Annotated in this window: 21 protein-coding genes; 9 read left to right on the top strand and 12 right to left on the bottom strand. The window is 70.8% G+C overall.

Going from position 1 to position 25,367, the window contains the following annotated elements:
- Positions 1 to 75 precede the first annotated feature (75 nt).
- The 6 genes from FM051_RS26155 to FM051_RS26180 all read left to right on the top strand — a co-directional run bounded on the left by FM051_RS26155 (position 76) and on the right by FM051_RS26180 (position 5,930).
- Positions 76 to 1,494 carry an ABC transporter substrate-binding protein gene (locus FM051_RS26155; protein WP_158847786.1) on the top strand — a complete coding sequence of 473 codons (1,419 nt, stop codon included), beginning with the start codon at positions 76 to 78 and terminating at the stop codon, positions 1,492 to 1,494.
- Positions 1,494 to 2,534, top strand: a complete 1,041-nt coding sequence (locus tag FM051_RS26160; protein ID WP_158847788.1) for an ABC transporter ATP-binding protein — start codon at positions 1,494 to 1,496, stop codon at positions 2,532 to 2,534. Before FM051_RS26155 ends, FM051_RS26160 begins: the two co-directional genes overlap by 1 nt.
- Position 2,535: 1 nt before the next feature.
- Positions 2,536 to 3,429, top strand: a complete 894-nt coding sequence (locus FM051_RS26165) for a carbohydrate ABC transporter permease (protein WP_158847789.1) — start codon at positions 2,536 to 2,538, stop codon at positions 3,427 to 3,429.
- Entirely contained in the window at positions 3,429 to 4,280 is an 852-nt protein-coding gene (locus tag FM051_RS26170; RefSeq protein WP_158847791.1) for a carbohydrate ABC transporter permease, read from the top strand. The genes FM051_RS26165 and FM051_RS26170 overlap by 1 nt, the downstream gene beginning before the upstream one ends.
- Positions 4,281 to 4,440: 160 nt before the next feature.
- On the top strand, positions 4,441 to 5,328 hold the full coding sequence (locus tag FM051_RS26175; protein WP_158847793.1) for a serine hydrolase: 888 nt from the start codon (positions 4,441 to 4,443) through the stop codon (positions 5,326 to 5,328).
- Between the two features lie 110 nt (positions 5,329 to 5,438).
- Complete coding sequence (locus FM051_RS26180) at positions 5,439 to 5,930, top strand: carboxymuconolactone decarboxylase family protein (protein ID WP_158847795.1); 492 nt, start codon at positions 5,439 to 5,441, stop codon at positions 5,928 to 5,930.
- On the opposite strand, the gene FM051_RS26185 is transcribed toward FM051_RS26180, so the two are convergent.
- From FM051_RS26185 to FM051_RS26210, 6 genes are read right to left on the bottom strand one after another with little or no spacing between them, the layout of a single operon-like run.
- Positions 5,903 to 6,676 (bottom strand): aminotransferase class IV, encoded by a 774-nt coding sequence (locus FM051_RS26185; protein WP_158847797.1) that lies wholly within the window; start codon positions 6,674 to 6,676, stop codon positions 5,903 to 5,905. The two genes, FM051_RS26180 and FM051_RS26185, sit on opposite strands and share 28 nt — an antisense overlap.
- Positions 6,677 to 7,894: an FAD-dependent monooxygenase gene (locus FM051_RS26190; protein WP_238412656.1), complete on the bottom strand. Its 1,218-nt coding sequence runs from the start codon at positions 7,892 to 7,894 to the stop codon at positions 6,677 to 6,679.
- Positions 7,887 to 9,464, bottom strand: coding sequence for an AMP-binding protein (locus tag FM051_RS26195; RefSeq protein ID WP_238412657.1), 1,578 nt, complete (start codon positions 9,462 to 9,464; stop codon positions 7,887 to 7,889). Before FM051_RS26195 ends, FM051_RS26190 begins: the two co-directional genes overlap by 8 nt.
- Before the next feature lie 32 nt (positions 9,465 to 9,496).
- Positions 9,497 to 10,978 carry an AMP-binding protein gene (locus FM051_RS26200; protein ID WP_158847799.1) on the bottom strand — a complete coding sequence of 494 codons (1,482 nt, stop codon included), beginning with the start codon at positions 10,976 to 10,978 and terminating at the stop codon, positions 9,497 to 9,499.
- On the bottom strand, positions 10,978 to 13,185 hold the full coding sequence (gene pabB / locus FM051_RS26205) for an aminodeoxychorismate synthase component I (RefSeq protein WP_158847801.1): 2,208 nt from the start codon (positions 13,183 to 13,185) through the stop codon (positions 10,978 to 10,980). The genes FM051_RS26200 and pabB overlap by 1 nt, the downstream gene beginning before the upstream one ends.
- Positions 13,186 to 13,232: 47 nt before the next feature.
- Positions 13,233 to 13,856 (bottom strand): putative antibiotic biosynthesis monooxygenase, encoded by a 624-nt coding sequence (locus tag FM051_RS26210; RefSeq protein ID WP_158847803.1) that lies wholly within the window; start codon positions 13,854 to 13,856, stop codon positions 13,233 to 13,235.
- Between the two features lie 355 nt (positions 13,857 to 14,211).
- Here FM051_RS26210 and FM051_RS26215 point away from each other — a divergent pair, with 355 nt between their 5' ends.
- A complete protein-coding gene (locus FM051_RS26215) occupies positions 14,212 to 14,673 on the top strand; it encodes an alpha-amylase family protein (protein ID WP_158847805.1) in 462 nt (153 codons plus the stop codon).
- On the opposite strand, the gene FM051_RS26220 is transcribed toward FM051_RS26215, so the two are convergent.
- From FM051_RS26220 to FM051_RS26235, 4 genes are all read right to left on the bottom strand, one after another.
- On the bottom strand, positions 14,654 to 15,925 hold the full coding sequence (locus FM051_RS26220) for a pectate lyase family protein (protein ID WP_202919030.1): 1,272 nt from the start codon (positions 15,923 to 15,925) through the stop codon (positions 14,654 to 14,656). The two genes, FM051_RS26215 and FM051_RS26220, sit on opposite strands and share 20 nt — an antisense overlap.
- A 199-nt stretch (positions 15,926 to 16,124) precedes the next feature.
- Positions 16,125 to 17,669, bottom strand: a complete 1,545-nt coding sequence (gene dacB, locus FM051_RS26225; protein WP_158847807.1) for a D-alanyl-D-alanine carboxypeptidase/D-alanyl-D-alanine endopeptidase — start codon at positions 17,667 to 17,669, stop codon at positions 16,125 to 16,127.
- 258 nt (positions 17,670 to 17,927) lie between these two features.
- A complete protein-coding gene (locus FM051_RS26230) occupies positions 17,928 to 19,304 on the bottom strand; it encodes an amino acid permease (protein ID WP_158847809.1) in 1,377 nt (458 codons plus the stop codon).
- Positions 19,305 to 19,441: 137 nt separating this feature from the next.
- Positions 19,442 to 20,902, bottom strand: coding sequence for a PucR family transcriptional regulator (locus FM051_RS26235; protein ID WP_238412658.1), 1,461 nt, complete (start codon positions 20,900 to 20,902; stop codon positions 19,442 to 19,444).
- Between the two features lie 90 nt (positions 20,903 to 20,992).
- On the opposite strand from FM051_RS26235, the gene gabT reads away from it, so the two are divergent.
- Positions 20,993 to 22,327 carry a 4-aminobutyrate--2-oxoglutarate transaminase gene (gene gabT, locus FM051_RS26240; protein WP_158847813.1) on the top strand — a complete coding sequence of 445 codons (1,335 nt, stop codon included), beginning with the start codon at positions 20,993 to 20,995 and terminating at the stop codon, positions 22,325 to 22,327.
- Positions 22,328 to 22,406: 79 nt separating this feature from the next.
- Positions 22,407 to 23,966 (top strand): alkaline phosphatase D family protein, encoded by a 1,560-nt coding sequence (locus tag FM051_RS26245; protein WP_202919031.1) that lies wholly within the window; start codon positions 22,407 to 22,409, stop codon positions 23,964 to 23,966.
- Between the two features lie 83 nt (positions 23,967 to 24,049).
- Here FM051_RS26245 and FM051_RS26250 read toward each other — a convergent pair whose 3' ends face one another.
- On the bottom strand, positions 24,050 to 24,346 hold the full coding sequence (locus FM051_RS26250) for a hypothetical protein (protein ID WP_158847815.1): 297 nt from the start codon (positions 24,344 to 24,346) through the stop codon (positions 24,050 to 24,052).
- A 184-nt stretch (positions 24,347 to 24,530) separates the two neighbouring features.
- Positions 24,531 to 25,145 (bottom strand): VOC family protein, encoded by a 615-nt coding sequence (locus FM051_RS26255; protein WP_158847817.1) that lies wholly within the window; start codon positions 25,143 to 25,145, stop codon positions 24,531 to 24,533.
- Between the last annotated feature and the right edge of the window lie 222 nt (positions 25,146 to 25,367).

The raw sequence follows: 25,367 nt of genomic DNA on the forward strand, positions 1-25,367 counted from the left end.
ACCCCTCTCGCCAGTTGTGATTCAGCTCACAAAGAGGATACCTTTCATGGAGTTCCCCCGCGGGAGGAGCGAGCGATGAACGATGGGCTGTTCGACACGCCTCGCACCCGGAGAGACGTGCTGCGGGCCGCCGCGATGACGGCGGTGGCCGCGTCGTTGGGCACAGCGTGTGCACGGGAGGAGAGCGGCGGGCCGATCCAGCCACCGTCCACCGGAGCACCACAGGAGACGTTCAGCGACCCGCGGACCAAGCTTTCGGGTGAGTTGAAGATCCTGCTCTGGAGCCACTTCGTGCCCAGCCACGACGAGTGGTTCGACAAGTTCGCCAAGGACTGGGGCGGCAAGGTCGGGGTCGCGGTGACCGTCGACCACATCGACCAGGCGCAGATCCCGACCCGCATCGCCGCCGAGGTCCAGGCGGGCCAGGGCCACGACGTCATCCAGTACATCGCGACGTTGTCCCAGTACGAGCCCAGCGTGCACGACCTGAAGGACCTCGTGGACGAGGCGAACGACCGCTGGGGCGCGCAGCTCGACCTGTGCCGCAAGTCCAGCTTCAACCCGGCGACCAACCGGTTCTACGCCTACTCGCCGGGGTGGGTGCCCGATCCGGGCAACTTCCGCAAGTCGCTGTGGGAGCCGGTCGGGTTGCCCAACGGCCCCACGACGTGGGACGAGCTGCTCGAAGGCGCGGCCCGGATCAAGTCGGACAAAGGCGTCCAGCTCGGACTCGGCATGTCGCAGGAGATCGACTCCAACATGGTGCTGCGCGCCCTGATGTGGTCCTACGGGGCGTCCGAGCAGGACGAGAACGAGAAGGTGGTGATCAACTCCCCGGAGACGGTCGCGGCCGTCGAGTACATGACCAGGCTCTACCAGCAGGCCATGACACCGGAGGTCTTCTCCTGGAACGCGGCGAGCAACAACCAGGGGCTGGTGTCCGGGAAGCTGTCGTACATCGTCAACTCGATCTCGGCGTGGCGCACCGCCCAGGGCTCCAACCCCGCCGTGGCCGACGACGTGTTCTTCGTGCCCGCGCTGCGCGGCCCGAAGACCGCGCTCGCCGCCCAGCACGTGCTCTACAACTGGATCATCCCCAAGCACGTCACGGCGGTCGACGCGGCCAAGGAGTTCCTGCTGCACTACACGGCGAACTTCGCGTCCGCGACCTACCACTCGAAGCTGTACGACTTCTGCGCGTGGGACGGCCTGACCCCGAACCGGAACGCGTGGCTCACCAGCGACCCGTTCGGCGCCCAACCGGCCGACAAGCTGGCGTTCCTGGCCGACGCGATCCCGTGGAGCGCGAACATCGGGCACCCGGGACCGGCGAGCACCGCGATCGGCGAGGTGTTCAACACGTTCGTGATCCCCAACATGTTCGCCAGGGCGGTCAAGGGCGAGGCGACACCCCAGCAGTCCGTCGCCGACGCCGAGAAGCAGGTCACCGCGATCTTCGACAAGTGGCGGGCCGCCGGACTGGTCGGTGGCTGATGGCCGTCGTCGAGGTGCGCGAGCTGGTCAAGCACTACGACGGTGGACGGGTGCACGCGATCGACGGCGTGGACCTGTCCGCCGGCGACGGCGAGTACCTGGTGCTGCTCGGGCCGTCGGGCTGCGGCAAGACCACGCTGCTGCGCACCCTCGCGGGCCTGGAGGTGCCGACGAGCGGCGACGTGCTGATCGGCGGCCGGGTGGTGACCCGGCTGCCGCCGCGCGCCCGCAAGATCGCCATGGTGTTCCAGAGCTACGCGCTCTACCCGCACAAGACGGTGTTCGCGAACATCATCTTCCCGCTGCGGGCCCAGGGCGTGCCGCCCGAGGAGCGCCACCGCAAGGTGCGGTGGGCGGCCGAGCTGCTGGACATCGGGCCGCTGCTGGGCCGCAAGCCCAGACAGCTCTCCGGCGGCGAGCGGCAGCGGGTGGCGCTGGCGCGGGCGCTGGTGCGCGAGCCGCAGGTGTTCCTGCTCGACGAGCCGCTGTCCAACCTGGACGCGAAGCTGCGCGCCAGCGCGCGGGACGAGCTCAAGCGGTTCCAGGCCGAGATCGGGACCACGACGATCTACGTGACCCACGACCAGGTCGAGGCGATGGGCCTGGGTGACCGCATCGTCGTGCTGGCCGCGGGGAAGGTGCGCCAGGTCGGGCCGCCGGTGGAGGTCTACGACGACCCGGCCGACACGTTCGTCGCGACGTTCATCGGCTCGCCGCCGATGAACCTCGTCACCCGCGAAGGCCGGCTCGTCGGGTTCCGGCCCGAACACCTGCTGCCCGTGGAGGACGTGCGCTCGCCGGATCGGGTGAGCGTGCCGCTGGCCGTGGACCGCATCGAGTACCTGTCCGGCGACCGGCACGTGTACGGCGTGGCGTCCCGGATCGGCGAGGAGACCAGGGTCGTCGCCCGCCTGCCCGCCACGGTGGACACGCCGATCGCGGCCGGGGAGACGCACGACTTCGCGGTGGACGCCCGTCGACTGCGGTTCTTCGACGCCGAAACGGGACTGCGCGCGGAACCCGTCCGGTTGGAGGGTTGACGTGGCGACCAGGCTCGCGGACCGGGCGGGGCTGCTCGCCTGGCTCTTCCTGCTGCCCAGCGTGCTCTACATCGTCGCGCTGGTCGCGGTGCCGTTCGCGCTGGCGATCGCGTTCGCGCTGTCCGACGTGAGCGCCGGCGACCCGTCCTACGACTACGTCGGCGGCCGCAACTTCGAACGGGTCTTCGACGACCCGGTGTTCTGGCGCTCACTGGGCAACACGTTCGTCTTCACCGGGATCTCCATGGTGCTGATCGTGGTGCTGGGCAAGGTGCTGGCGAACATCCTGGTGGCCGACTTCCGCGGCAAGTGGCTGGTGCGGTTCCTGGTCCTGCTGCCGTGGACCACGCCGGTCGCGCTGTCGTCGATCTCCTGGCTGTGGCTGCTGGACTCCATCTACTCGCCGATCGACTGGGTACTGCGCTTCTTCGGTTTCCTCGGTCCGGGCGAGAACCTGTACTGGCTCGGCCAACCGGGTCTGGCGATGACGTCGGTGATCGCCGTGCACGTGTGGCGGCTCACCCCGTTGGCGGCGGTGATCATGATGGCGGGGCTGGTCGCGATACCCCGTGACATCGAAGAGCAGGCGATGGTCGACGGCGCGGGGTACTGGCGCCGGATGTTCGAGATCAAGATCCCGCTCGTGCTGCCGGTGGCGGCGGTCGCCGCGCTGTTCGGCGCCGTCTTCACGTTCACCGACATGGCGGTGGTGCGCGTGCTGACCAGGGGCGGTCCCAACGACGCCACGCAGGTGCTGGCCAGTTGGGCGTTCTACCGGGGCATCGAGGGCGGCGACGTGGGGCAGGGCGCGGCCATCGCGCTGTTCCTCTTCCCACTGCTGTTGGCCGCCGCGATCGCGATCCTCCGCGTGGTGCGCCGGATCGAGGTGTGGTGATGAACAGGTACGCGGTCCGGCGCGTCTCGGCGCGGATCGGCGTGTACGTCGCCGCGATCGTCGCGGCCCTGCTGTGCGCCGGACCGTTCCTGTGGAGCCTGGTCACGGCGTTCAAGCAGAACCGGGACCTCTACGACCCGACGAACAACCCGTTCGTGTTCAACCGCCCGGCCACTCCCGACCACGTGACCTACCTGTTCACCGACACCGCGTTCCTCACCTTCACCTGGAACACGCTGTGGGTGGGCGTCCTGGTCGTGCTGATCACGCTGGTGCTCGCCCTGCCCGCCGCGTACGCGCTCGCGCGCCTGGACCGGCCGTGGTCCGGGCCGCTGGCCGTCGCCATCTTCCTCGTCTACCTGGTGCCGCCGAGCCTGCTGTTCCTGTCCCTGTCGCGGGTGGTCGTCGCGATCGGCCTGCAGGACTCGACGTGGTCGTTGGTGCTGGTGTACCCGACGATCACCATCCCGGTGTCGGTCTGGCTGCTGATGGGGTTCCTCAAGGGGATTCCGCGCGACATCGAGGAGCAGGCGATGGTCGACGGGTACAGCCGACTGGGCGCGTTCGTGCGAGCGGTGATCCCCCTCGTGTTCCCCGGGATCGTGGCGGTCGTGGTGTTCGCCTTCACGTTGACCGCCAGCGAGTTCATCTACGCGCTGGCGTTCGTGGCGCCTACCGAGGAGATGCCGGTGAGCACGGGCGTGCCCACCCAGTTGGTGCGCGGCGACGTGTTCTTCTGGCAGTCGCTCCAGGCCGCCACCGTGGCGGTCGCGGTGCCCATCGCGTTCGTGTTCAACCTGTTCCTGGACCGGTTCGTCGCCGGTTTCACCATGGGCTCGGTCAAGGGGTGAGCACCGGTCGAGGACCGCGGCGCGGCGGGTTCCGCGATATATCCACTGATAACCAGGGGTGCACGAGAAAAGGTTGTCATCGTCTTTGTTTTGTTATGATGACCATCATCACCCGTCTTTTCCATCTGGTATGTGCGCGATCCTGCTACGTTTCGCCGCTATGAGTGTGATCAACAAACGAGGGATCACGGCCGCGCTTCTCGTGGCCGCCTGTTCCGTCCCGGTAGCCGCTCCGGTGGCCGGTGCCGCGCCTGCTGCCGCCGCCGCGGTTTCGGCAGGCCAGGACGACTACGCCGGCCAGGGCGAGCACAAAGGCCGCTTCGACCCGAAGCTGCTGGGCCGGATCCTCCGGGCGAACGCCTATGCGGAAAGCCGCCCCGGTTTCGCCGGAATCGTGGTGCGGGACCGGAAGACCGGTGCGGTCTGGCGCAACACCGACTCGGACACGCTGGTCTGGGCCTGTTCCACCCCCAAACTCGCCATGGTCGTCGACCTGCTGCTGCGCAACGACGCCGGTGCCATCACGCTGACGGCCGAGGACCGCGACCTGATGCACCGGATGCTGAATTCCAGCGACGACAACGCGGCGCACGCGCTGTGGACCCGATACGGCGGCGAGCAGGAGTTCGCGGCCCGCTTCCCCTCCTACGGGATGACCGACATGCGGTTCACCGATGAGCACCCGCACCACTGGGGCTGGATCCTCACCACGGCCGACGACCTCGACCGGCTGATGAACTACGTGTTGACCAAACTCCCGGCCGCCCACCGCGACTACATCGTCAACGAGATGCGCTCGGTCGACGTCAACCAGCAGTGGGGAGTGTGGGGAGCCGGCTCCGCGGCCCGACCGGGCAACAAGAACGGCTGGTCCGACGACAACGACGACGGCTCGTGGCTGATGAACTCGGTGGGCTTCGTCGGCCCCGACGAGCGCTACACCCTCGCGGTCATGAACAACACGCAGGTGGTCGAGAACGGTTACGACGTGGGCATGGAAACCACGACCGGGATCAGCAGGATCATGTTCGACGGCTACTTCCGCTGATCGCTCGGCTCGACAGGCAGCCTTCCACCCACTACGTCCATTGTGGACGTAGTGGGGATTCCTGTTGTCAGCTAAGGGAAATGTCGGGCGGGTTTCGCTAGTATCGAGGCATGTCAACCATTTCGAGTGAGCCGCGGGTGAACCTGAAGACGGTCACCTCCGACGTGTCCGCCGCCATGCGGGCGCTGCACCTCTCGGCCGCGGACGCCGCGGCGCGTGCCGGGGTGCCCGCCGCGCTGCTGGAGCTGGTGCGCCTGCGCGTCTCGCAGATCAACGGGTGCGAGTTCTGCATCGACCTGCACGCCCGCGACGCCCGGACCGGTGGCGAGTCGGAGCAGCGGCTGGCCGCCCTGAGCGGCTGGTCGGAGTCGCCGCTGTTCGACGCGCGGGAGAAGGCCGCGCTCGCGCTGGCCGAGGCGATCACCCTCGTGCACGACGGACGGGTGCCGGACGGGGTGTACCGGGCCGCCGCCGGCGAGTTCGACGAGCAGGCGCTCGCCGCGCTCATCTGGGTCAGCACCGTGATCAACTCCTACAACCGCATCGCGATCAGCACTCGCATGGTCCCCGCCGCTCAGCCGTCCACGACGACCTCAAGCTGACACGGCAGCGTGGCGGAGAGCGGGTCCAGCGGCGTGCGCAGCCGTTCGACCCGCTCCCGCCACTGCCGCACGCGCGTGCCGCGGCCGGCCGGGACGTCGCACCCGACCCACCCGCTCACCAACCGGATGCCGTGCAGGGCGTTGAGCAGCCACACCTCCCGGTCGGCCAACTCCTCGACCCGGCGGGCACGGCGATCCGTCCGGATCCCGTTCGCCCTGGCCAGGTCCTTCACCAGCTCGGCGGTGGTGCCGACCAGCGCCGGGATCTCCTCGGGAGGCGAGCACAGCACGTCGTCCTCCCACCACAGGATCGACGACGTCGCCGCTTCGACCACGATGCCGTCCGCCGTCCGCAGCAGCGCTTCCTGGGCCTGGTGGTTCGCCGCCTCGGCACGCAGTCGGCCCATCGCGAGGAGGTCGGGTCCCTTGCGGGTCGGACTGCGCCGGTGATCGGCCGCGTCCGGCACCCACACCCGCACGGATCCGCCGCGCGCGGGCGCCCGGCGGATCCGCAGGCGCAGCGCCGGCGGATCACCGATGAGCTCCGCCCGCGGGAACCACGCGCCCGAGCGGGGCAGCACGGCGATCGCATCGCGCCAGAACGCGTGCAACTCGTCCGGTGTGACGGCACCGAGCTCCAGACAGGCCCGGGTGAACCTGACGACGTGCCGATCCAGCGACCGCACCGCCCCGTTCAGCACCAGCCAGGAGTCGGCCACCAGCAGAGACCCGTCGTCGATTCTCATTCAGATACCCGTCCCGCTCGTCAAAACCCCTGGTCGCGGCCCGTAGGGTGCGCGCTCCAGCCACTCACCGAACCTCGGCACCACCGGTGCCAGGCGTGCCGCCGCCGTCCGCCGCAGCCGGGCCGCCGCGCTGGGCGGACGCAGGTGCCGCAGTGCCGCACCCGCGGCGGCGCTGTTGACCTGCGCCGCCGCACGCCTGGCGGTGACGAACTCGGAGACGGCGTCGGCGTTCGCCCCGGGGGAACGGCGGCCGGTCGCGATGGCGTCCGCCGCCGCCCGTGCGTCGACGAAACCGCTGTTCATGCCGCGTGCGCCGAAGGGCGGGAACAGGTGGGCGGCCTCCCCCACGAGCAGCACCCGCCGGTGCGGGTCGGTGAAGTCGTCCGCGATGAGCTGGAGGAACCGGTACACCGAGATCGCGGTGATGCGCGCGGTCGGCGTCGGTCCGATCAGGTCGGGCAGCCACCGCCGCACCTCCGCCGGCGAGGCGATGACGTCCGGGTCGTCACCGGCACGGCTCTGCACGTCGACCTGGAAGCCCGACGCGTAGGGCACGATCAGCACGCCGCGGCCGTCCGCGGCTGGGTGTTCGTAGTGCATCACCCGCTCCAGGCTCGGTGTGCCGCCGGGCTCGTCGGCGACGTCGACGACCACGTGGAAGCCGTCCGAGGCGGCCGAGCCGGTCAACGGCACGCCCGTGCTCTTGCGCACCGTCGACCTGGCACCGTCGGCTCCCACGACGTGGCTGCCCCAGCAGGTCTCACCACCGGCGGTGGTGACGATGACCCCGTCGGAGTCCGCGGACACCTCGGTGACCGGGTGGTTCCACCGGATCTCCACCCCTGCCCGTTCACAGGCGTGGCGCAGGATGCGCTCGGTCTCGCTCTGCCGCAGGCTGGTGAACGGCGGCAGGCCGCGGGAGGCGTCGCGCGCCGGGTACTCCCGCGCGTACACCTGCCGCCCTCGGTACAGGGTGCGCCGGACGTTCCAGAGCACGCCGTGTGCCGCGACCTCGGCTCCCAGACCCGGGCTGGTGGTTTCCAGCAGCGCCAGCGACTCGCCGTGCACGTAGAGGGCACGGCTGCCGGTGCGGACCCGGTCGGCGGGGTCGGCTTCGAGCAGGACCACGGGAATCCGCCGGGCGCGCAGGGCCAGCGCCGCGAAGAGCCCCACCGGGCCCGCGCCCACGACGATCACCGGCCCCGCCGCCTCAGCCACGGGCCACCGCGCTGTCCCCCGCGGCGATCAACTGGGCGAGCGCCACGCGCTTGATCTTCCACGTCGACGTCCTGGGCAGGTCGTCGAACGCCCACTGCTGCGGTGCGCCCAGGTTCGGCAGGTCGGCCGTCGCCCGCCGCCACCGGGCCGGCCCCAGCGGCGCCCCGGTGCGGGTGCACACCACCGGCACCGCCACCCCGCCCGCGCCGGGAACCACGACCACCTCGCGCAGCTCGTCCAGCCGGGACATCAGCACGTCCTCGATCCGCAGGTTGCTGTCCACGTCGTCGATCCGGTCGATCTCGCGGTCGATCAGGTGCAGTCCGCCCCACCAGCTGCGGGTGCCCATGTCGCCCATGCGCCACCAGCGCCTGTTGAGCTGCGCGTCGAACCTGTCCTGCGCTCCCTGGTAGGTGAGGATCCGGCCACGGGTGCGCGCCTCGATGTGCCCGACCGTTCCGCGTGGCGCCGGGGCGCCGGAATCGTCGGTGATCCGGACCTTGGTGAAGCCGGGGATGCCCATGCCCACCAGCCGTCCGTTGCCGCGCAACGCGCCTCGCTCGGTGAAGACGCGCACGGCCACCGGCCCGGTCTCGCTCTGCCCGTAGAGCTGCACGAGGTACTTCCCGCGCCGCTGGGACGCGCCGAGCAGCCGTTGCACGGTGCGCGGGTGGATGGCGTCGAACGTGCTGCTGAAGCAGCGGACGTCGCGCAACGGTTCTCCCGGGGCGTCCACCAGGTCTTCCCACAGCACGAACGTGTTGGGGTGCGTCTCCACCACACCCGGCCTCCACCGGGTCAGCAGCGGGCCGACCGAGGCGGGGTCGTGGTTCACGAGCAGGAGCAACGGGCTGCCGCCGGACAGGAACGTGCCGAGAGCGTGGTAGAAGCGCGAGTGGACGAACGACATGCAGAAGGCCGCCGTCTCCCCGCGCACGGGGAGCGCCATGACCTTCTGCGGCACCAACCTGTTCCACAGCGCCCGGGGGCAGTGCACGGCGAGCTTGGGCACGTCGGTGGTGCCCGAGCTGTGCGTGATCAGCGCGGGCTCGTCGGGGTACAGCCGAACCGGCTTGGCCGGTCTGGTCACGAGGATGTCGGCGAGTGCCACGGCATCGCGGCTCGACCCGCTCACCAGGATCCGCCTGCTGGTCAGCCCGGAGATGTCGGTGTGCGCCATCAGCCGCGACAACGTCGTCTCGTCGGTGACCAGCAACGGCCGGTCGAGCCTGCCGAGCAGGATGCCCGCCGCGACGGCGTCCAGACCGGGCGACAACAGGACGGGCACCGCACCGATGCGGGACGCGGCACAGGCGAGCAGCGCGATGTCCGCGTTGTCGCTCTTGTGGACCGCGACGTGGCTCGCGGGCCTGACCCCGGCCGCCCACAGCTTGTCCGCCAGCCGGTCCACCAGATCGGCCATGGACCGGTACGTGTGCTGGAGCCCGTCCTCGGGAGCCACGTCCAGCGGACGGTCCAGGACGACCGGCACGTCGCCGTGGCGGTCCGCCGCCTCGCGGAACATCTGCCCGATGTAGAAACCACTGCCGGAGAAGATCTTCTGCTGCACGGTAACTCCTCTGTGGATAGTGGGCGGACAGGTCACCAGGAACCCGTGCGCACGACGTGCCGACGCAACTTGCCGGTGGCGGTCCTCGGTAACCGGTGCACGAGCCGCACCGTGCGAGGGACCTTGAACGCGGGTAGCCGGGACCGGGTCCAGGCGAGCAGTTCGGCCTCCAGCTCCGGTGTGGGTTCGGTCCCGCCTTCGGGGACCACGAACGCCCGCAGCCGTGAGGCGTGCTGGTGGTCGAGCACGGCGGCCACCGCGGCCTCGCGGACCACGGGGTGCGCGGCCAGCACCCGTTCGACCTCCAGTGGCGACAGGGATATCCCGCCGACCATCTCCATGTCGTCGGTGCGGCCGAGGTGGCTCACCGTGCCGTCGGCGTTGTGGCGGACCCGGTCGTGGGTGGCCAGCCAGCCGTCGACGAGTGTTCTCCCGCTGAGTTCCGGCTGGTTGAGGTAGTGGGAGAACAGCGTCGGGCCGCGGACCCACAGTTCGCCCTCGGCGCCGGTGTCTACGGGTCGGCCGTGCCGATCACGCACCTGCACGTCCCAGCCGGGCACCGGGCGGCCCAGCGTGCCGGGTGTGTTGTCGTCGATCCGGTTGGCGCAGAACGCGTGTCCGGCCTCGGTGGAGCCGATCTGCTCCAACACCTCGACGCCCAGGTCCTTCAGCCGAGCGCCGAGCGAGTCGGGCAGTGGTTCGCCGGCGGACACCGCGACACGCAGGGATGTCAGCGCACCGCGCGTGTCGGCGGACGCCAGCGCCCCGTAGGAGGAAGGCACCGAGTACAGGACGCTCACCCGGTGCCGGGCCACCATGTCGACGATCTCCTCCGGTCCGGGGCGGTGCGGTGCGAGGACCGCGGCCGAACCCGAGTGCAGCGGGAAGACCAGCGCGTTGCCGAAGCCGTACGCCCAGAACATCTTCGACACCGACAGCGCGATGTCGTCGGGCCCGATGCGCAGCACGTCGCGTGCCACGGATGTGCCGTACAGGTCGAGGTCCTTGTGGGCGTGCACGACGCCTTTCGGGTGACCCGTGGTCCCGGACGTGTACTGCACGTAGAGCGGGCTCGTCGCGGTGACGTCGGCCGCGGGCACGACCGCGGACGCCCAGGCCCGGCCGATCAGGCGGTCGACGTCGATCCACGTGCGGCCCGCGAAGCGGTCCTCCAACGCCGCACCCGTCACGCAGGCACGTGCGCCGCAGTCCTCCAGCAGCAGTTCGTGGTCGGCCGGGGTGAGCTCGGGGTTCACCAGGACGGCCACCGCACCCAGCCGCGCGATCGCGAGGAAGGCGACCACCCACGCGACACCGTCCGGCGCGGCCAGCAGCACGTGGTCACCCCGGCTCACGCCGCGGTCGCGCAGCACGCCCGCGGCCCGCGCGGCGCAGTCGTGCACCCGACCGTGCGTCCACACGTCGTCGCCCACCAGGTAGGCGGGCTGCGACGACCAGCCGAACCGCTCGGCGCGTGCGGCCAGCACGTGCGCCGCGTTGTCGACCCCGCCCATCAGCCGGCCTCCACCTCGGTGCGCCGTGCGGCGGCACGTCGGCGGCGGGCGTGCCTGCCCCTGGACACGCGCGGCTCGGCGGGCAGCACCGCGGCCGGTTGGTGCGCGCCGGAATCCCAGTACGCCCGCATCGGCGCGGCCAGCTTGAGCAGCATCTCCCGGTATTCCGCCTCGGGATCGGAGTCCAGCACGACCGCACCGCCGGCTCCGATCCGCACCCGTCCGGAGGCGAAGACCGCGGTGCGGATGACGATGCTGAGGTCGGCGGACCCGTTGCAGCTCAGGAAGCCCAGTGCGCCGGAGTACACGCCGCGGGCGCCGGACTCCAGTTCGTCGATGATCTCCATCGTGCGTTCCTTGGGCGCACCGGTCATGGACCCGCCGGGGAAGCAGGCCCGCACGCAGTCCAGCGCGTCCAGCCCCGGCCTCAGCTCGCCGCGCACCGTCGAGACGAGTTGGTGCACGGTCTGGTAGGAGCGGGTCGCCATCAGTTCCGGCACTTCCACCGTGCCCACCCGGCACACCCGGCCCAGGTCGTTGCGCAGCAGGTCGACGATCATCAGGTTCTCCGCGCGCGTCTTCGGGTCCTCGGCCAGGCCGTCGCGCAGCGCGGCGTCCTGTTCGGGGGTCACCCCGCGTGCGGCCGTGCCCTTGATCGGTTCGGCCTGCACGACCCCGTCCGCGCCGACCCGGAGGAACCGCTCGGGTGACGAACTGGCCACGTCGACCTCGCCGAAGCGCAGGTAGGCGGAGAACGGCGCGGGGTTGACCCGGCGCAGCACCCGGTAGTAGTCGGCGGAGCCGGACGTCGCGGGCAGTTCCACCGCCGTGGTCAGGCAGATCTCGTAGCTCTCGCCCGCGTGCAGTTGCTCCTGGCAGGAAACGACATCCGTGCGGTAGTCCTCCGCCTCGCGCAGCAGCCAGCGTTCGGTGATCTCCACGGCGTCGTCGGCCTGCCGGGTCGACGAGTACAGCCGGGCTTTGGCGGGAGGTGTCTGGTGCGACGACAGGGAGGACAGGACGCGGAGTGTCGCGTCGAGCCAGGCGGTGGCCTCCTCGGCGGCGGCCGGTGTGTCCTCGGCGAGGCAGAGCAGGTACGCCGTGTGCTCGTGGTGGTCGATGACGACGACCCGGTCGGCGAACAACCAGGCGGCGTCGGGGGTACTGCTGCGGTGCGCGGCCCGGCCACCGAGGACGGCCTTGAGTTCGTACCCGAAGTACCCGACCCAGCCGCACGTGAAGTCGAAGGGGAGGTCCGGCCGCGGGTGTGCGCGTTGCTCGAGACCACGCCGCAGGTAGGCGAACACGTCTTCGCGCAGCCTGATCGCCGGTCGACCCGCGCGCTCCACCGTCAGCACACCGGCATCCACGTCGTAGCTGAGGTACTCGGCGAGCGGACCGGTGTCGTCGCCCAGGTAGGAGAAGCGCGCCCCCCGGTCCCCCGCTCCGGCGCCGTCCAGCCAGAACGCGCGTGGCGATGCAGAGTGGAGTTTCGCGAACACCTGCTCCGGGTCGACGACTCCGCGGTGCACCGCGGTGTGCAGCCGGTGGCCGGTGTGCCGGACGGGCGTGTCGTTCATCGTTTCCGCAGGTGTGGGGTGGGAACCGGGCACCGTGATGGACGGTCTCGCCACCTCGGAGAGCGCCCGGAAGTTGGCGACCAGCCGGGTTCCCCACTCGGTGAGGATCGATTCGGGGTGGAACTGCACCCCCCACTGGGGACGGGAGCGGTGGCGCAGCCCCATCAGCACGCCGTCCTCCGCCCAGGCGGTGGCCTCCAGTTCCGGTGGCAGCGGTTCGCGCACGCACAACGAGTGGTAGCGCACCGCGGTGAACCCTTGGGGCATTCCCGCGAACAGGTCGCGCCCGTCGTGGGTGACGGTGGTCGGATGACCGTGGCGGGCCTGCGGCGCGAACGCGACCTGCGCGCCGGCCTGGAACCCCAACCCCTGGTGGCCGAGGCACACCCCGAGCACCGGCAACACGTCCTGGTCCAGGAAGCGGTTCGCCCCGGCGAGGTCCCGGTCCCGGCCCGGTCGACCGGGTCCCGGGGAGATCACCACGTTGTCCACCTCGTCGAACGACAGCCTGGACAACTCCGGGTCGTCGTTGCGCAGCACGAGGGGTTCTTCCCCGTTCACGCCCGCGACGAGGTGGAACAGGTTGTACGTGTACGAGTCGTGGTTGTCGATGAGGAGGGTCCGCACAGATCACGCTCCGGTGTTCGTGGTGGCGGGGTCGTCCGGCGATCGCGTCAGCGGCGACGCGATCGGGACTGCTGTCCGCCAGGGGAGGTCGCGGGGGCGGCGTGCCGTGCCCGCGCGGCTCTGGGTGGTCGTGAACCCGATCGGGCGCCGTTGTCGGCAGGCACCGCCACGGGTCGGAGTCCGTGTGAGGTCGAGGTGGGTGCGACGTCGAGGTCGGGCTGGTCGTCACCACTGGGCGGGGCCACGGGAGCGGTGCCCCGGCGCAGCCACGGGCCGAGCAGCTTCTGCACCTGCGGCATGAGCACCCAGGTCATCAGCACCGTCACGCACACGCACAGCACGAACGTGCGCGCGACGAGCGGCAGGCCGGCCACCTGCGGGATGACGGTGACGTTGACCAGGAGCACCGCCGGGAACACCCCGGTCAGCGTCATCAGCGCCATCTTCCACCGCGGTGGTGGGCTCGGCGCCGCCGGTGGGACGGGTGGAGCCGGCACGTCCGCCGGGGGTGCCGTCGTGGACACGCCCACGCCGCCGGGGGTCGCGAAGCGCCCGATGTATTCGCGCCAGGTCTCGTGCAACCGCGACTGCCCCCACGCGGTGACGTTCTCCACGCTGTCGAACCAGCAGATGACCAGCCACGTCGCGGAATCGCCCGATGCTTTCTCCATTCTGCCTTCGAGATAACCCGGTGATCTGGACGCGGCGCCGAGCAGGCCCTTTACCGATGTCGAGAAACCCTCCATCCGACCCGGCGCCACCCGGTGTGTGCTAATGATCACACCTGGTTTTCCGTCGGGCATCGGATCACCGGCCCCTCGACTCGACTGGAAAGGCGTGCAACGATTCATACGGCCCGGCACGCGGGTGGGTTCACCACGATCCCGACCGCAGGACCTCACGCCGGACACACACCGGCGGTGGAGTGGATAAACGCCGCCGCAGGCCCCACGGAGGCTTTTCGCGCAACTTCTCGTGACACCGATCGCCGGAAGACAATCCATTCAGGACTCCTACGACGACCCGATGAAAGGGCTGGGACGAGCGACACCGGGCTTCGAGACCACCGACGCGGAGACGTTCGCGGAGTGGGGCGTGGACTACCTCAAGTACGACTGGTGCCGCGCCCACATCAACGACGGGCTCCGCCCCGAACCCGCCTTCCGCCGTATGCGGCAGGCGCTGCGGGCGACCGGCGTGCCCGTGGTGTACTCGATCTCCGAGTACGGGCACTTCAAGCCCTGGGAGTGGGCCCCGGCATCGCGCACCTGTGGCGCACCACCGATGACCTGGTGCCCACGTGGGCGTCCGTGCTGTCCACCCTCGACCGGGCAGGTCGGCCTGGACGGGTACGCCCGCCCCGGCGCTTTCAACGACCCCGACATGCTCCAGGTCGGCAACGGAGAGCTGACCTACACCCACGCAGTAGTGCGGCGCGCCGCGCTGCACCGTCGCGGACGGCTCGCGGTCACGGGGCCAGGCTGTTGAGGTACTTCTCGACGTTGGTGTAGCCGTCCGGGCCGAGGTCGTCGCCGTCGCCCGCGTCGGCGGGGTCGAGGCCGTTCACCCGCTCCCACGCGTCCGCCATGCCGTCGCGATCGGTGTCGGCCGGGGCTGTGCCGCCGATGAGACTGCCGAACCCGCCGACACTCGCCGGGTCGGTGATGATCGCACCGGTCTCGTTGGCCACACCGGCGACGACGCGTCGGTCGATGGTGTCCCGGCGCAGCGACGCCCCGGATTGGGCGAGCACGGTGCGGTACGCCTCCGCGGCGGGCGCGTCCTTGATCGCGGGGAACGGGAACGGGGTGGGTTCCACCACGACGTTGCCGAGGTCCGCCGTTGTCACCGGCACGCCGTCGAGCACCTTGTTCTTGTTGCCGTCGTGGTAGTTGCCCGCCGCGTAGATGTGGAAGTTGAGGTTCCCCCGCGTGAACGGGCTGCCCGATCCGGTCGACGGGCCCTTGACGAAGTAGTTGTTCACCACGTTCGCGTCGCTGCGTCCGGCGGAGTCGCCCTCGATGTAGGCGTCGGAGCCCCAGTTGTAGACGACGTTGTTGACGAACTGGTTGCGGCCCTTGACCTTGGGGTTGCGGGTCTTGTTGTGGGCGTAGAGGCTGCGGTAGATCGTCACGCCGTCGCTCTGCACCAGGCCGCCGCACGAGTGCGGGTCCAGGCCCTCCGAGATGATCGAGTTCTGCACCGTGATGTTGCTGCTGTTGTTGATGGAGAAGTTCTCGTCGCGCCCCCACGACACGGACACGTGGTCGAAGATCTGGTCGCGGCCCTCGTTGATCGTCACGCCGTCGCGGTTCTGCTCGGGCGTCAGGCCGTGCCGGAAGCGCATGTACCGGATGACGACGTTGGTAGCGCTCGACGTCGACACCTGGTAGCCGCGGGTGGCGATGCCCTCGCCCGGCGCCGTCTGCCCCGCGATCGTGATGTTGCTCTTGATGCCCAACGGCGACCGCAGCTCGATGTACCCGCCGACGTCGAAGACGACGATCCGGGGGCCGGTGCTCACCGCGTCACGCAGCGACCCCGGGCCGGAGTCGTTGAGGTTGGTCACGTGGTAAACCTGCCCGCCGCGCCCTCCGGTGGCCTGCGCGCCGAACCCGACCGCTCCCGGGAAGGCGGGTGCCACGGGTGCGGCGACGGCTCCCGGGGAGACGAGCGCCCAACTCGTGAGCAGTGGAACGCAGGCGATGATCGCCGCGACGCGTGCCGAACGTGGTGTCATGTCGGTCCTTCATCGGGCCGGCAGTGGCCGCGGACCGCCGGAACGCCCCGCTACCGGGCATCGACCGAACCGTCGGCATGGCAGGTCGAAAGTACCAATCCACGGTGTCGCTGACCAGGTCGGCGTTCGCCGCTCTGCGCGGTGGCCCATCCGGTCGACGCCCGGATGGGCCCCCACGTGGAGCCGGTCGGACCTCAGGTCAGCACGACTTCGTCCAAGAGCACTCCAAGTCCTGCCTCGGATCCGCTTTGTCCGTGTTCAGACGCCTGGCCTGGACGCCCGGCTGCGCCTGACCCGCGCGGTCGGAGGCCAGGCGGACCGCGATGGCGTCCTCGATGTCCCTCGGCACGGACGACACGAAGTTGTTCATCATCAGCGAGAACACCAGCTTGCGGCCGTCGGCGTTCGTCACGTAGCCCGAGAGGCCGGATATCCCGGACATCGAGCCGGTCTTGGCGTGCACGTTGCCCGCCGCCGCCGTGCCCGCCATCCGGTTGCGCAGGGTGCCGCCTTCCAGCCGAGCCGACTTGCCGGCGATCGGCAGGGCGTCGTACCAGCTCTGGAACCACGGCTTGGTGCGCGCCGACCTCAGGACCGCCACGAACAGGTCAGGTGAGAGGACGTCCATCCTGGAGATGCCGGACCCGTCGAACATGTTCATGGTCAGCGGGTCCGCACCCAGACCGGGCAGCAGGGACTCCAGCGCCCGCACGCCCGCCGGCCACGTGCCCTCCCCGTTGATCTCACGCCCCAGCGACTTGATCAGCGCCTCGGCGTGCATGTTGTTGCTGAGCTTCAAGAACGGCACCAGCAGCTCGCGCAGCGTCATCGACCGGTGGGTCGCCAGCACCCGCGCCGACGCGGGGGTCGCCCGGAACGCGGTCCCGCCGGTCACCGTGATGCCCTTGGCCGCCAAGGACTTGCGGAACAGGCCGGCGACCAGCGTGGTCGGGTCGTCCACGGAGATGTAGGAGGCGTGGGGCCAAGAGCCCGGCGCGATCGAGCCGCCCACGTACACGACGTTGGAGCCGTGCGCGCGCTGCACGTACACGCCGTCGCCGCCCGCCGTCGTGGTGGCGGTGTTGCGGATGTCGAGTTCCACCGGCGGGTCGACGCGCACCTGCGCCGGGCCGCCCGCGACACCGGGCGAGACGTTGACGATGACGGAACCGGAGTCGTAGTCGGTGTCCGGCGCGATCGTCAGCGCCGAGGTCTGGGCGCTGTAGTAGTAGGGCTCGTCGTCCCAGGCCCAGCCGGTGCCCAACGGGACGGAGTCGAACCAGCTGTCGTCCGCGACGAGCCCGCCGCGAACGGTCCGCACGCCGGTGGCGGCCAGCTGCGCGGCCAGGTCGTCGTAGTCGGTGGCGAGCATGGTGGGGTCGCCGGTGCCGCGCAGGTAGAGGTCGCCGGTGAGTTCCGTGCCCTGCACGGCCGCGGTGGTGGCGAGATAGGTGTTCCAGCGGTAGTCGGGCCCGAGACCGTCCAACGCGACCGCGCTGGTGACCACCTTCGCGGTCGACGCCGGCTGGAAGCGCGTGCGCCCCGAACGGCTGTACAGCAGGTCGCCGGTGCCGGCGTCGCGCACCACCAGGCCCACCGCGGAGGCGGCGAGCCTGGGGTCACCGAGGATGCGGTCGAGGTCCGTCGTGAGCGGGTCCGCGACGTCGGCGGCGGCTCCGGCGGCGAGACCGAGAACGAGTGACAGGGAGAGGAGCAGGGGGGTCGTTCTTGATCGACGGATCATGCTCGGATTCTGCCCGTCCCGTTCACGTCGACAGGCAGGGGGATCACCCGTGACGCCACCCGACCGGTCGTGTCGCCACAGGGCGCTCAACCGAGGTCCTCGGACAGCGTTGTGCTCGAATCCCCCGGAAGTCCATAGTGGACTGTCCTGGCGGGTGGCCCGCCGAGCGTGGCGGGAGGGTCGTCGTTTCAGGGGCCGGCGGGCCTGGTTCTCACCGAGCCCGCCGACCCCTGAACGAGATTTCCGTCGGACCCGTGGTCACACGGTTTCCGGCACCTCCACCGGCCGTGGCGCGCCGCGACGGCCGCGGACGACGCCGACCACCACCACGACCGCCGCGACGAGCAGGCTCAGCAACAGCTGGGAACGGGTCCCGGCGTCGAACAGCATGCCCACCAGCAGACCCACCATGCCGACGATCGTCGCCCACGTCAGGTACGGGTAGCCCCACATGCGCAACGTCAGCCGATCGGGCGTCTCCTGCTCCAGGCGCCGCCGCATCCGCAGCTGGGACACCGCGATGGCCAGCCACACGAACACCGCCACCGCGCCCGAGGAGTTCACCAGGAACAGGAACACCGTGTCCGGCGAGAGGTAGTTCAGCACCACCGTCACGAAACCGACCACAGTGGACGCCAGCACCGCGGCGGTCGGCACCCCGCGCCGCGAGACCCGGCCCAACGCGGTGGGGGCCTCACCGCGGCGGGCGAGCGAGAACACCATCCGGGAGGCGGTGAACAGGCCGGAGTTCAGGCAGGACAGCACCGAGGTCAACACGACGACGTCCATGACCACCGCGGCCGAGGGCAGACCGATGGCGTCCAGCACCGCGACGTACGGGCTCTTGGCGACACCGGCGTCGTTCCACGGGATCAGCGTGACGACGACGGCGATGGAACCGATGTAGAAGACGAGGACGCGCCACACCACCGACCGCACCGCGGTGCGCACGGCCTGCACGGGGTTGGCCGACTCCCCCGCCGCGACGGTGGCGATCTCCGCGCCGAAGAAGGAGAAGACCACGACGAGCATCGCGGCGGCGACCGGACCGGTGCCGTGGGGGAAGAAGCCGCCGTGACCGGTGAGGTTGTCGAGACCCGGCGAGTCGACGTTCGGCATCAGGCCGACGATCGCCGCCACGCCCAGGACGAGGAACACGGTGATCGCGGCGACCTTGATGCCGGCGAACCAGAACTCGAACTCGCCGAACGACCGGACCGAGTAAAGGTTGGTCAACGTCAGCACGACCGTCAACGCGAGCGCCCACGTCCACTGCGGGACGGCGGGGACCCAGCGGTGCACGATGGCCGCGCCCGCGGTGGCCTCGATGCCGACCACGACGACCCAGAACCACCAGTACAGCCAGCCGATCGTGAACCCGGCCCACGGGCCGATGGCGCGTTCGGCGTAGGCGGAGAAGCTGCCGGTGTCCGGGTTGGCCGCGGACATCTCCCCCAGCATCCGCATCACGAGCACGACGAGCAGGCCGGCGGCGGCGTAGGAGACGAGCACACCGGGGCCCGCCGTGCCGATCGCGGCACCGCTGCCGACGAACAGCCCGGCGCCGATGACCCCGGCGATGGCGATCATGCTGAGGTGCCGTTTGCGCAGCGAGGGTTGCAGGTCCTGCGACATCGGCCCTCCTTCCCGCGTTGAGAGCGACCGGTTGGTTGCCGATCAGTCTGGGAGGGCCGTCGCCGGGGTGACAGTGGACATTCCGTCGAAGTCGCGCCGGGCCGTTGTCCGAACCGGACAGTTCGGCTCGGTGCAGGTCAGGGCCGTGTTTCCGGCATGTCACCGGGCCGGTCCGCCGGGTCGTCGAGGAGTTGCAGGGCGAACCAGAACTCCGCCCGGGTGCCCGGCGAGTCCAGGTCCCGGCCGGTGAGTTCGGCGATCCTGCCGATGCGGTTGCGCAGGGTGTGCCGGTGCACCCCCAGCCGCGCCGCCGCCGGGTCCCACTGCCCGTGCCGGCGCAGCCACTCGGTGAGCGACACGATGAGGTCGCCGCGGCCGTTGCGATCGTGCTCGATGACCGGGGCCAGCAGCGACAGCGCGTACGCGTGCGCGGCCTCGGGGCGCAGCAGGCCGAGCATCCCGGCGCCCACCACGTCGCCGAACCGGACGAGTCCGCCGGCGTGCGCCGATTCCGCGGCCTGGACGGCCTGCCGGTGCGCGTGATCGAAGTCCCGGTAGCCGACGGGCCCCGACACGCCGCCGCGCAGACCGGTCACCGCCTCGGCGGTCTCGCCCGAGGTCACGACGACCAGCTGGTCGTCCAGTTCGGCGCAGAACACCTCACGGCCCTCCAGCAGTTCCAGCCCACGCGCGCGGTGCTCCGCCTGACCGGTGAACACCTGCACCACGACCGGCTCGTCGGGCAGCGGCAGCAGGTCGGCGGCGAGGTCGCGGTGACCGGCCACCAGCAGGCGCAGCACCGCGCCGCGCAGCCGGCGTCGGGCCGTGTCGAGGTCGCCCGCCCGCGCGATCGTCAGCGTGAGCACCGACGCGGCGGCGGCCAGGACCTGCTGCCCCACCCGGTCCAGCGGCGCCGCGCGCCCCGCGACGAGAACGCTGCGGTTGCCCAGGACGTGGACGGCGACGTGGTCCTCGCCGAGCGTGAACCCGGCGCTGGCGACGCCGCGGCCCAGCCGGTCCAGCTCGGCCGACAGCGCGGTGACCCGGTTCGTGGCGGCGGCGGGTGCGGCGGCCAGCACCGCCCCCGACCGCTCCAGCAGCAGCACCCAGCCCTCCAGGAGCCGGGACAGGCGCCGCACGACCCGTTCCGGACCGGACAGCGCCGCGGTCGTCAGCTCCCGCTGCGCCGCGTTCGTCGCCGTGACCGTCGCGTACGCGTCCGCGGCCACGGCGGCGGACACGGCCTTGCTGATGGCGATGAACGGCGTGCGCCTCGGCACGTCGAGCAGCGGCAACCCGGCCTCGTCGGCGGCCTTGACCAGCGGCGACGGCACGGTGTCGTGGCCGAGTCCCGTCCCGAAGCCCAACCCGGCGATACCACGGGTGACCAGCCGTGCCACGAACGTCGGGAAGTCGGTGTCCGCGTCGACCCGCAGACCGGTGGTGAGCAGCAGCTCGCCGCCCTCCAGGAACGGCGTCGGGTCGTCGAGCTCGCTGACGTGGACCCACCCGACCGGGCGGTCCAGCAGGTCGTGACCCGCGACCACCCGCAGGCCGAGCGCCCGTTCCCGCACGAGCCCGCCGAGCGTCATCGGCATCCGCACCACCGCCGATCCGGCCAGGTTGAGGGCTCAATCTAGCCGATTACGCCATTGGGCCACCCGGCCGGCGGGGCCGATGCTGGGCCCATGACCACGACAACCGCTGTGAACCGGCTGCGCACCGAGATCCCGGGGCCCGTCTCGCGCGCCCTGCAATCCCGCCGCTCGGACGCGGTGGCCGCCGGTGTCGGCAGCACGTTGCCCGCCTTCGTCGACCACGGCGCCGACGGACTGCTGGTCGACGTGGACGGCAACGAGCTGATCGACCTCGGGTCGGGCATCGCCGTCACCTCCGTCGGCAACCCGGCGCCCGCGGTGGCCGACGCCGTCCGGCGGCAGGTGGAGCGCTTCACCCACACGTGTTTCATGGTGACGCCGTACGAGGAGTACGTGGCGGTGTGCGAGCAGCTCAACGCCCTCACCCCCGGCGACCACGCCAAGAAGTCGGCGCTGTTCAACTCGGGCGCCGAGGCGGTGGAGAACGCGGTGAAGATCGCCCGGCACGCGACCGGCCGTCCCGCGGTCGTGGTGTTCGACCACGCCTACCACGGGCGCACCAACCTGACGATGGCGCTGACGGCGAAGAACATGCCGTACAAGCACCGCTTCGGCCCGTTCGCGGGCGAGGTCCACCGGGTGCCGATGTCCTACCCGTTCCGCGACCCGGCCGGGATGACCGGGCCGCAGGCGGCGGAGCGCGCGACGAGCCGGATCGAGCAGCAGGTCGGCGCGGAGAACGTGGCGGCCGTGCTGATCGAGCCGATCCAGGGCGAGGGCGGGTTCGTGGTGCCCGCGCCGGGCTTCCTGCGCGCGCTGGCCGACTGGTGCGCCGCGAACGACGTGCTGCTGGTGGCCGACGAGATCCAGACCGGGTTCTGCCGCACCGGCGCGTGGTTCGCCGCCGAGCACGAGGGTGTGGTGCCGGACCTGATCACCACCGCGAAGGGCATGGCGGGCGGTCTGCCGCTGGCCGCGGTGACCGGTCGGGCCGACGTGATGGACGCGGTGCACGCCGGTGGGCTGGGCGGCACGTACGGGGGCAACCCGGTCGCCGCCGTGGCCGCGCTGGCGGCGATCGACACCATGCGGTCGCGCGACCTGGCCGGTGCGGCGGCACGCATCGAGGCGTTCGCCGTGGCACGGCTGCGTGCGCTCGCCGAGGTCACGAACGTCATCGGCGACGTGCGCGGTCGTGGCGCCATGCTCGCCGTCGAGTTCGTCCGGCCCGGCTCGACGGAGCCCGACGCGGACCTCACCGCACGGGTCGCCGCCGCGTGCCACCGGGCGGGGGTGGTCGTGCTGACCTGCGGGACCTACGGGAACGTCATCCGGTTGCTGCCGCCGCTGGTGATCCCGGACGCGCTGCTGGACGAGGGACTTGCCGTGCTGGAGCGTGCCGTGCTGGAGGAAGCACGTCGCTGACCACTTCCGCGGTGTCCTCATCGCACCTGTTCACCTGGCGCTTCCCTGTTGTCCATTGGCGCAGGTTAGACATTGCGCCGTGACGACCTCCATGGGTAGGCGGCAGTTCCTCGCCGCGGTTTCGACTGTGGCCGGGGCGGCCGCGTTGTCCCAGGTGCCCGCCGACCGCGCGGCCGGGTCACCGCGGCCCGGCGGCGGGAACCACCCGTTCCGGCTCGGCGTCGCCAGCGGGGATCCGACGTCGACGGGCGCCGTGCTGTGGACGCGGCTCGTACCGGAGCCGTTCGAGCCCGGCGGGGGTATGCCGCGCACCAAGGTGCCGGTCGAGTGGCAGGTCGCCAAGGACGAGGGGTTCCGCCGGATCGCCGCCAGTGGCATCGCGTGGGCGGTGCCGGAGCTGGCGCACTCCGTCCACGTCGAGGTCGACGGCCTGGCGCCGGACCGGGAGTGGTTCTACCGCTTCCGGTACCGCGACGACGTCTCACCGGTCGGGCGCACGCGCACCGCGCCCGTTCCCGGCGCCTCCGGGGGCTCGCTGGCCTTCGCGTTCGCCTCGTGCCAGGACTGGGCGAGCGGCTACTACCCGTCGTACCAGCACATGGCCCGCGACGACCTCGATCTCGTGGTGCACCTGGGCGACTACGTCTACGAGGGCGGCATCCCCGCGGACGGCGGCTACCGGCGAACCAGCACGCCGGACGTGCTGAGGTCGGCGCCGCAGGATCTGGAACGCTGGCGGATGCAGTACGCCCTCTACAAGAGCGACCCGGATCTCCAGCTGGCGCACGCCCGGTTCCCGTGGGCCGTCACGTGGGACGACCACGAGGTCAAGAACGACTACGCGGGCACGCGTCAGGAGCACGCGGGCGACATCACCGCGTTGCGGGCCGCGGCATATCAGGCGTGGTACGAACACCAGCCCGTTCGCCTGGCCGCGTTCGACGAGGCACGGATCTACCGACGTCTGCACTGGGGCAGGCTCGCGCAGCTGGACATCGTCGACGGCAGGCAGTACCGAAGCGTGCCGCCCTGCGGTTGGGGTGAGGCCGACGCGTGCACCGGCGGCTACGACCCGAACGTGACGATGCTCGGCTTCCCGCAGGAGAAGTGGCTCTTCGACGGGCTGGCCGCTTCGCGCGCGCGGTGGAACATCCTGGGCAGCAACGTGATGCTGGGCCGCCTCGACCACGACGGCGCGACCGGCAACCGGTTGTGGCACGACGCGTGGGACGGCTACCCGGCCGCTCGCAACCGGCTGACCGAGACCTGGGTCCGGCACCGGGTCGACAACCCGGTCGTGGTCACCGGGGACTGGCACTCGACGTTCGTCAACGACATCCACCGGGACTTCGACCGGCCCTCGTCGCCGGTCGTCGGCACCGAGTTCGTCGGCACGTCGATCTCGTCCAATGGGGACGGTGAGGTGTACGGGCCGTACTACGGTCCGATGATCAAGCACAACCCCCACATCAAGTTCTTCGACGGCGACCGCCGAGGTTACGTCCGCTGCCAGGTGGACGGTTCGCAGCTGCGCGCCGATCTCAGGACCGTCTCGACCGTCAGCCGCCGTGACGCCCCGGAATCGGTTTTCGCGTCGTTCGTCGTCGAGTCGGGCAGGCCTGGCGCGCACCAGGTGTGAGCGGTGCGCCGCCGGCCCTGCGGGCGGTCACCGTGGGTGACCGCGCTGCGGCTCGGTGGCCGACGGCGCGTGCCGGTGGCCGCCTAGACCAGTTCCTCCCGGTTCACGTCCAGGTTGCGGAACTGGACCGGGCCGTCACAGAGCGCGGCCATCTCCTTGGCGAACCGGTCGGTCTCGGGCCGGTTGGAGTTGCGCATCGCCTCCTCGTAGGAGGGGAACTCGACGATCGAGATGTAGCGGTTCGGGCGGTCGTGGTCGGCGGTCAGCACCGTCCTCGTCACGGTCGACTCGTCGCCGCTCTCCTCGCGCCAGCGGTCCAGCAGGCGGCTGATCTCCTCGGGCTTGTGGGTCTCGTACTCGATCAGCTGGATGAACTTCATGACCGTCTCCCGTCCGCGGTGGACCCCCTCGACCCATCAGGGTGCGCCTTCCGGCTCAAGGTCGCACCTACGGCGCCCGAACGGGCTCGCGTCCCGGCGAACGTGACCGCCGGCCGGCCGCCGCGCTGTCGGTCCGAAGTGGACTAGCCGGAGTGGCGAAGTCGTCACCCTGCGTTGGTGTCCTTCATCGAAGCTCGGTACTGCCACTCGGCCCCTGGACTCGGACGACGAGCGCGGGCTTCGGCGCCGGACGGACCTCCACCCGGGCGCCGAGGGCGTGCAGCGGCCCCGTGACCGACGCCGGGTCCGGATGCTCTACGTGCAGGGACTCCAGAACGAGCCCCGCGGGTGCCGAGGCCGCCGGGTGTGGGGTGTCGCCCCAGCTGATCAGGAACGGGATGACGCCGGCGGTCAGCGCATTGCGCGTGAGGTGCCATCGCAGCAGGGTGCCGGTCGGTGCGGATCGGTGGCCCTCGATCACGTCGCCCGGGTCGAAGCCGTCGGCGCGGGCTTTGCCGAGAGCGTCCGCGATGTCGTCGCAACCGAGAGCCCAACCCACCAGGCCGCCGCGGGTGACGCCGTCGACGCCGTACGGCCGCGGACCGGCGGGTTCGGGTTGGTCGGGATCAGGGGCGACGATCTCCAGATACGTCTCGGGCCCCAGGGCGAGCAGCTTGTTGTGAGTGCCTTGGCCAGGGTGCTGTCCGCCGCCGGCCGCGTGAACACCAAGGCGCGTCCCGAGGTCGGCCACCGCGGCCTCGAGATCCGGTGCGGCGTAGATGATGTGGTCGATTCGCATGGAAAACCCTCACGGTTCGCTACCGTGAGGCGACCCTACCGTCCACCGGTGAGCGGACATCCGGGAAAGCGTCAGCCGAGGATCGCCGCCGCTTCGAACACCCGTTCCAGAGCGCTGGACCGGCTCGATGCCGCCTTCTCGCCGTTCGACGAGTGGACCCCGCCGTTCACGGGACCGCGCACCCGGTGGACCGCGGTGTCGCCGGGCAGCGGCGACGAGTCC

The organism is Saccharothrix deserti (genome assembly GCF_009769385.1).
GTDB classification, from domain to species: domain Bacteria; phylum Actinomycetota; class Actinomycetes; order Mycobacteriales; family Pseudonocardiaceae; genus Actinosynnema; species Actinosynnema deserti.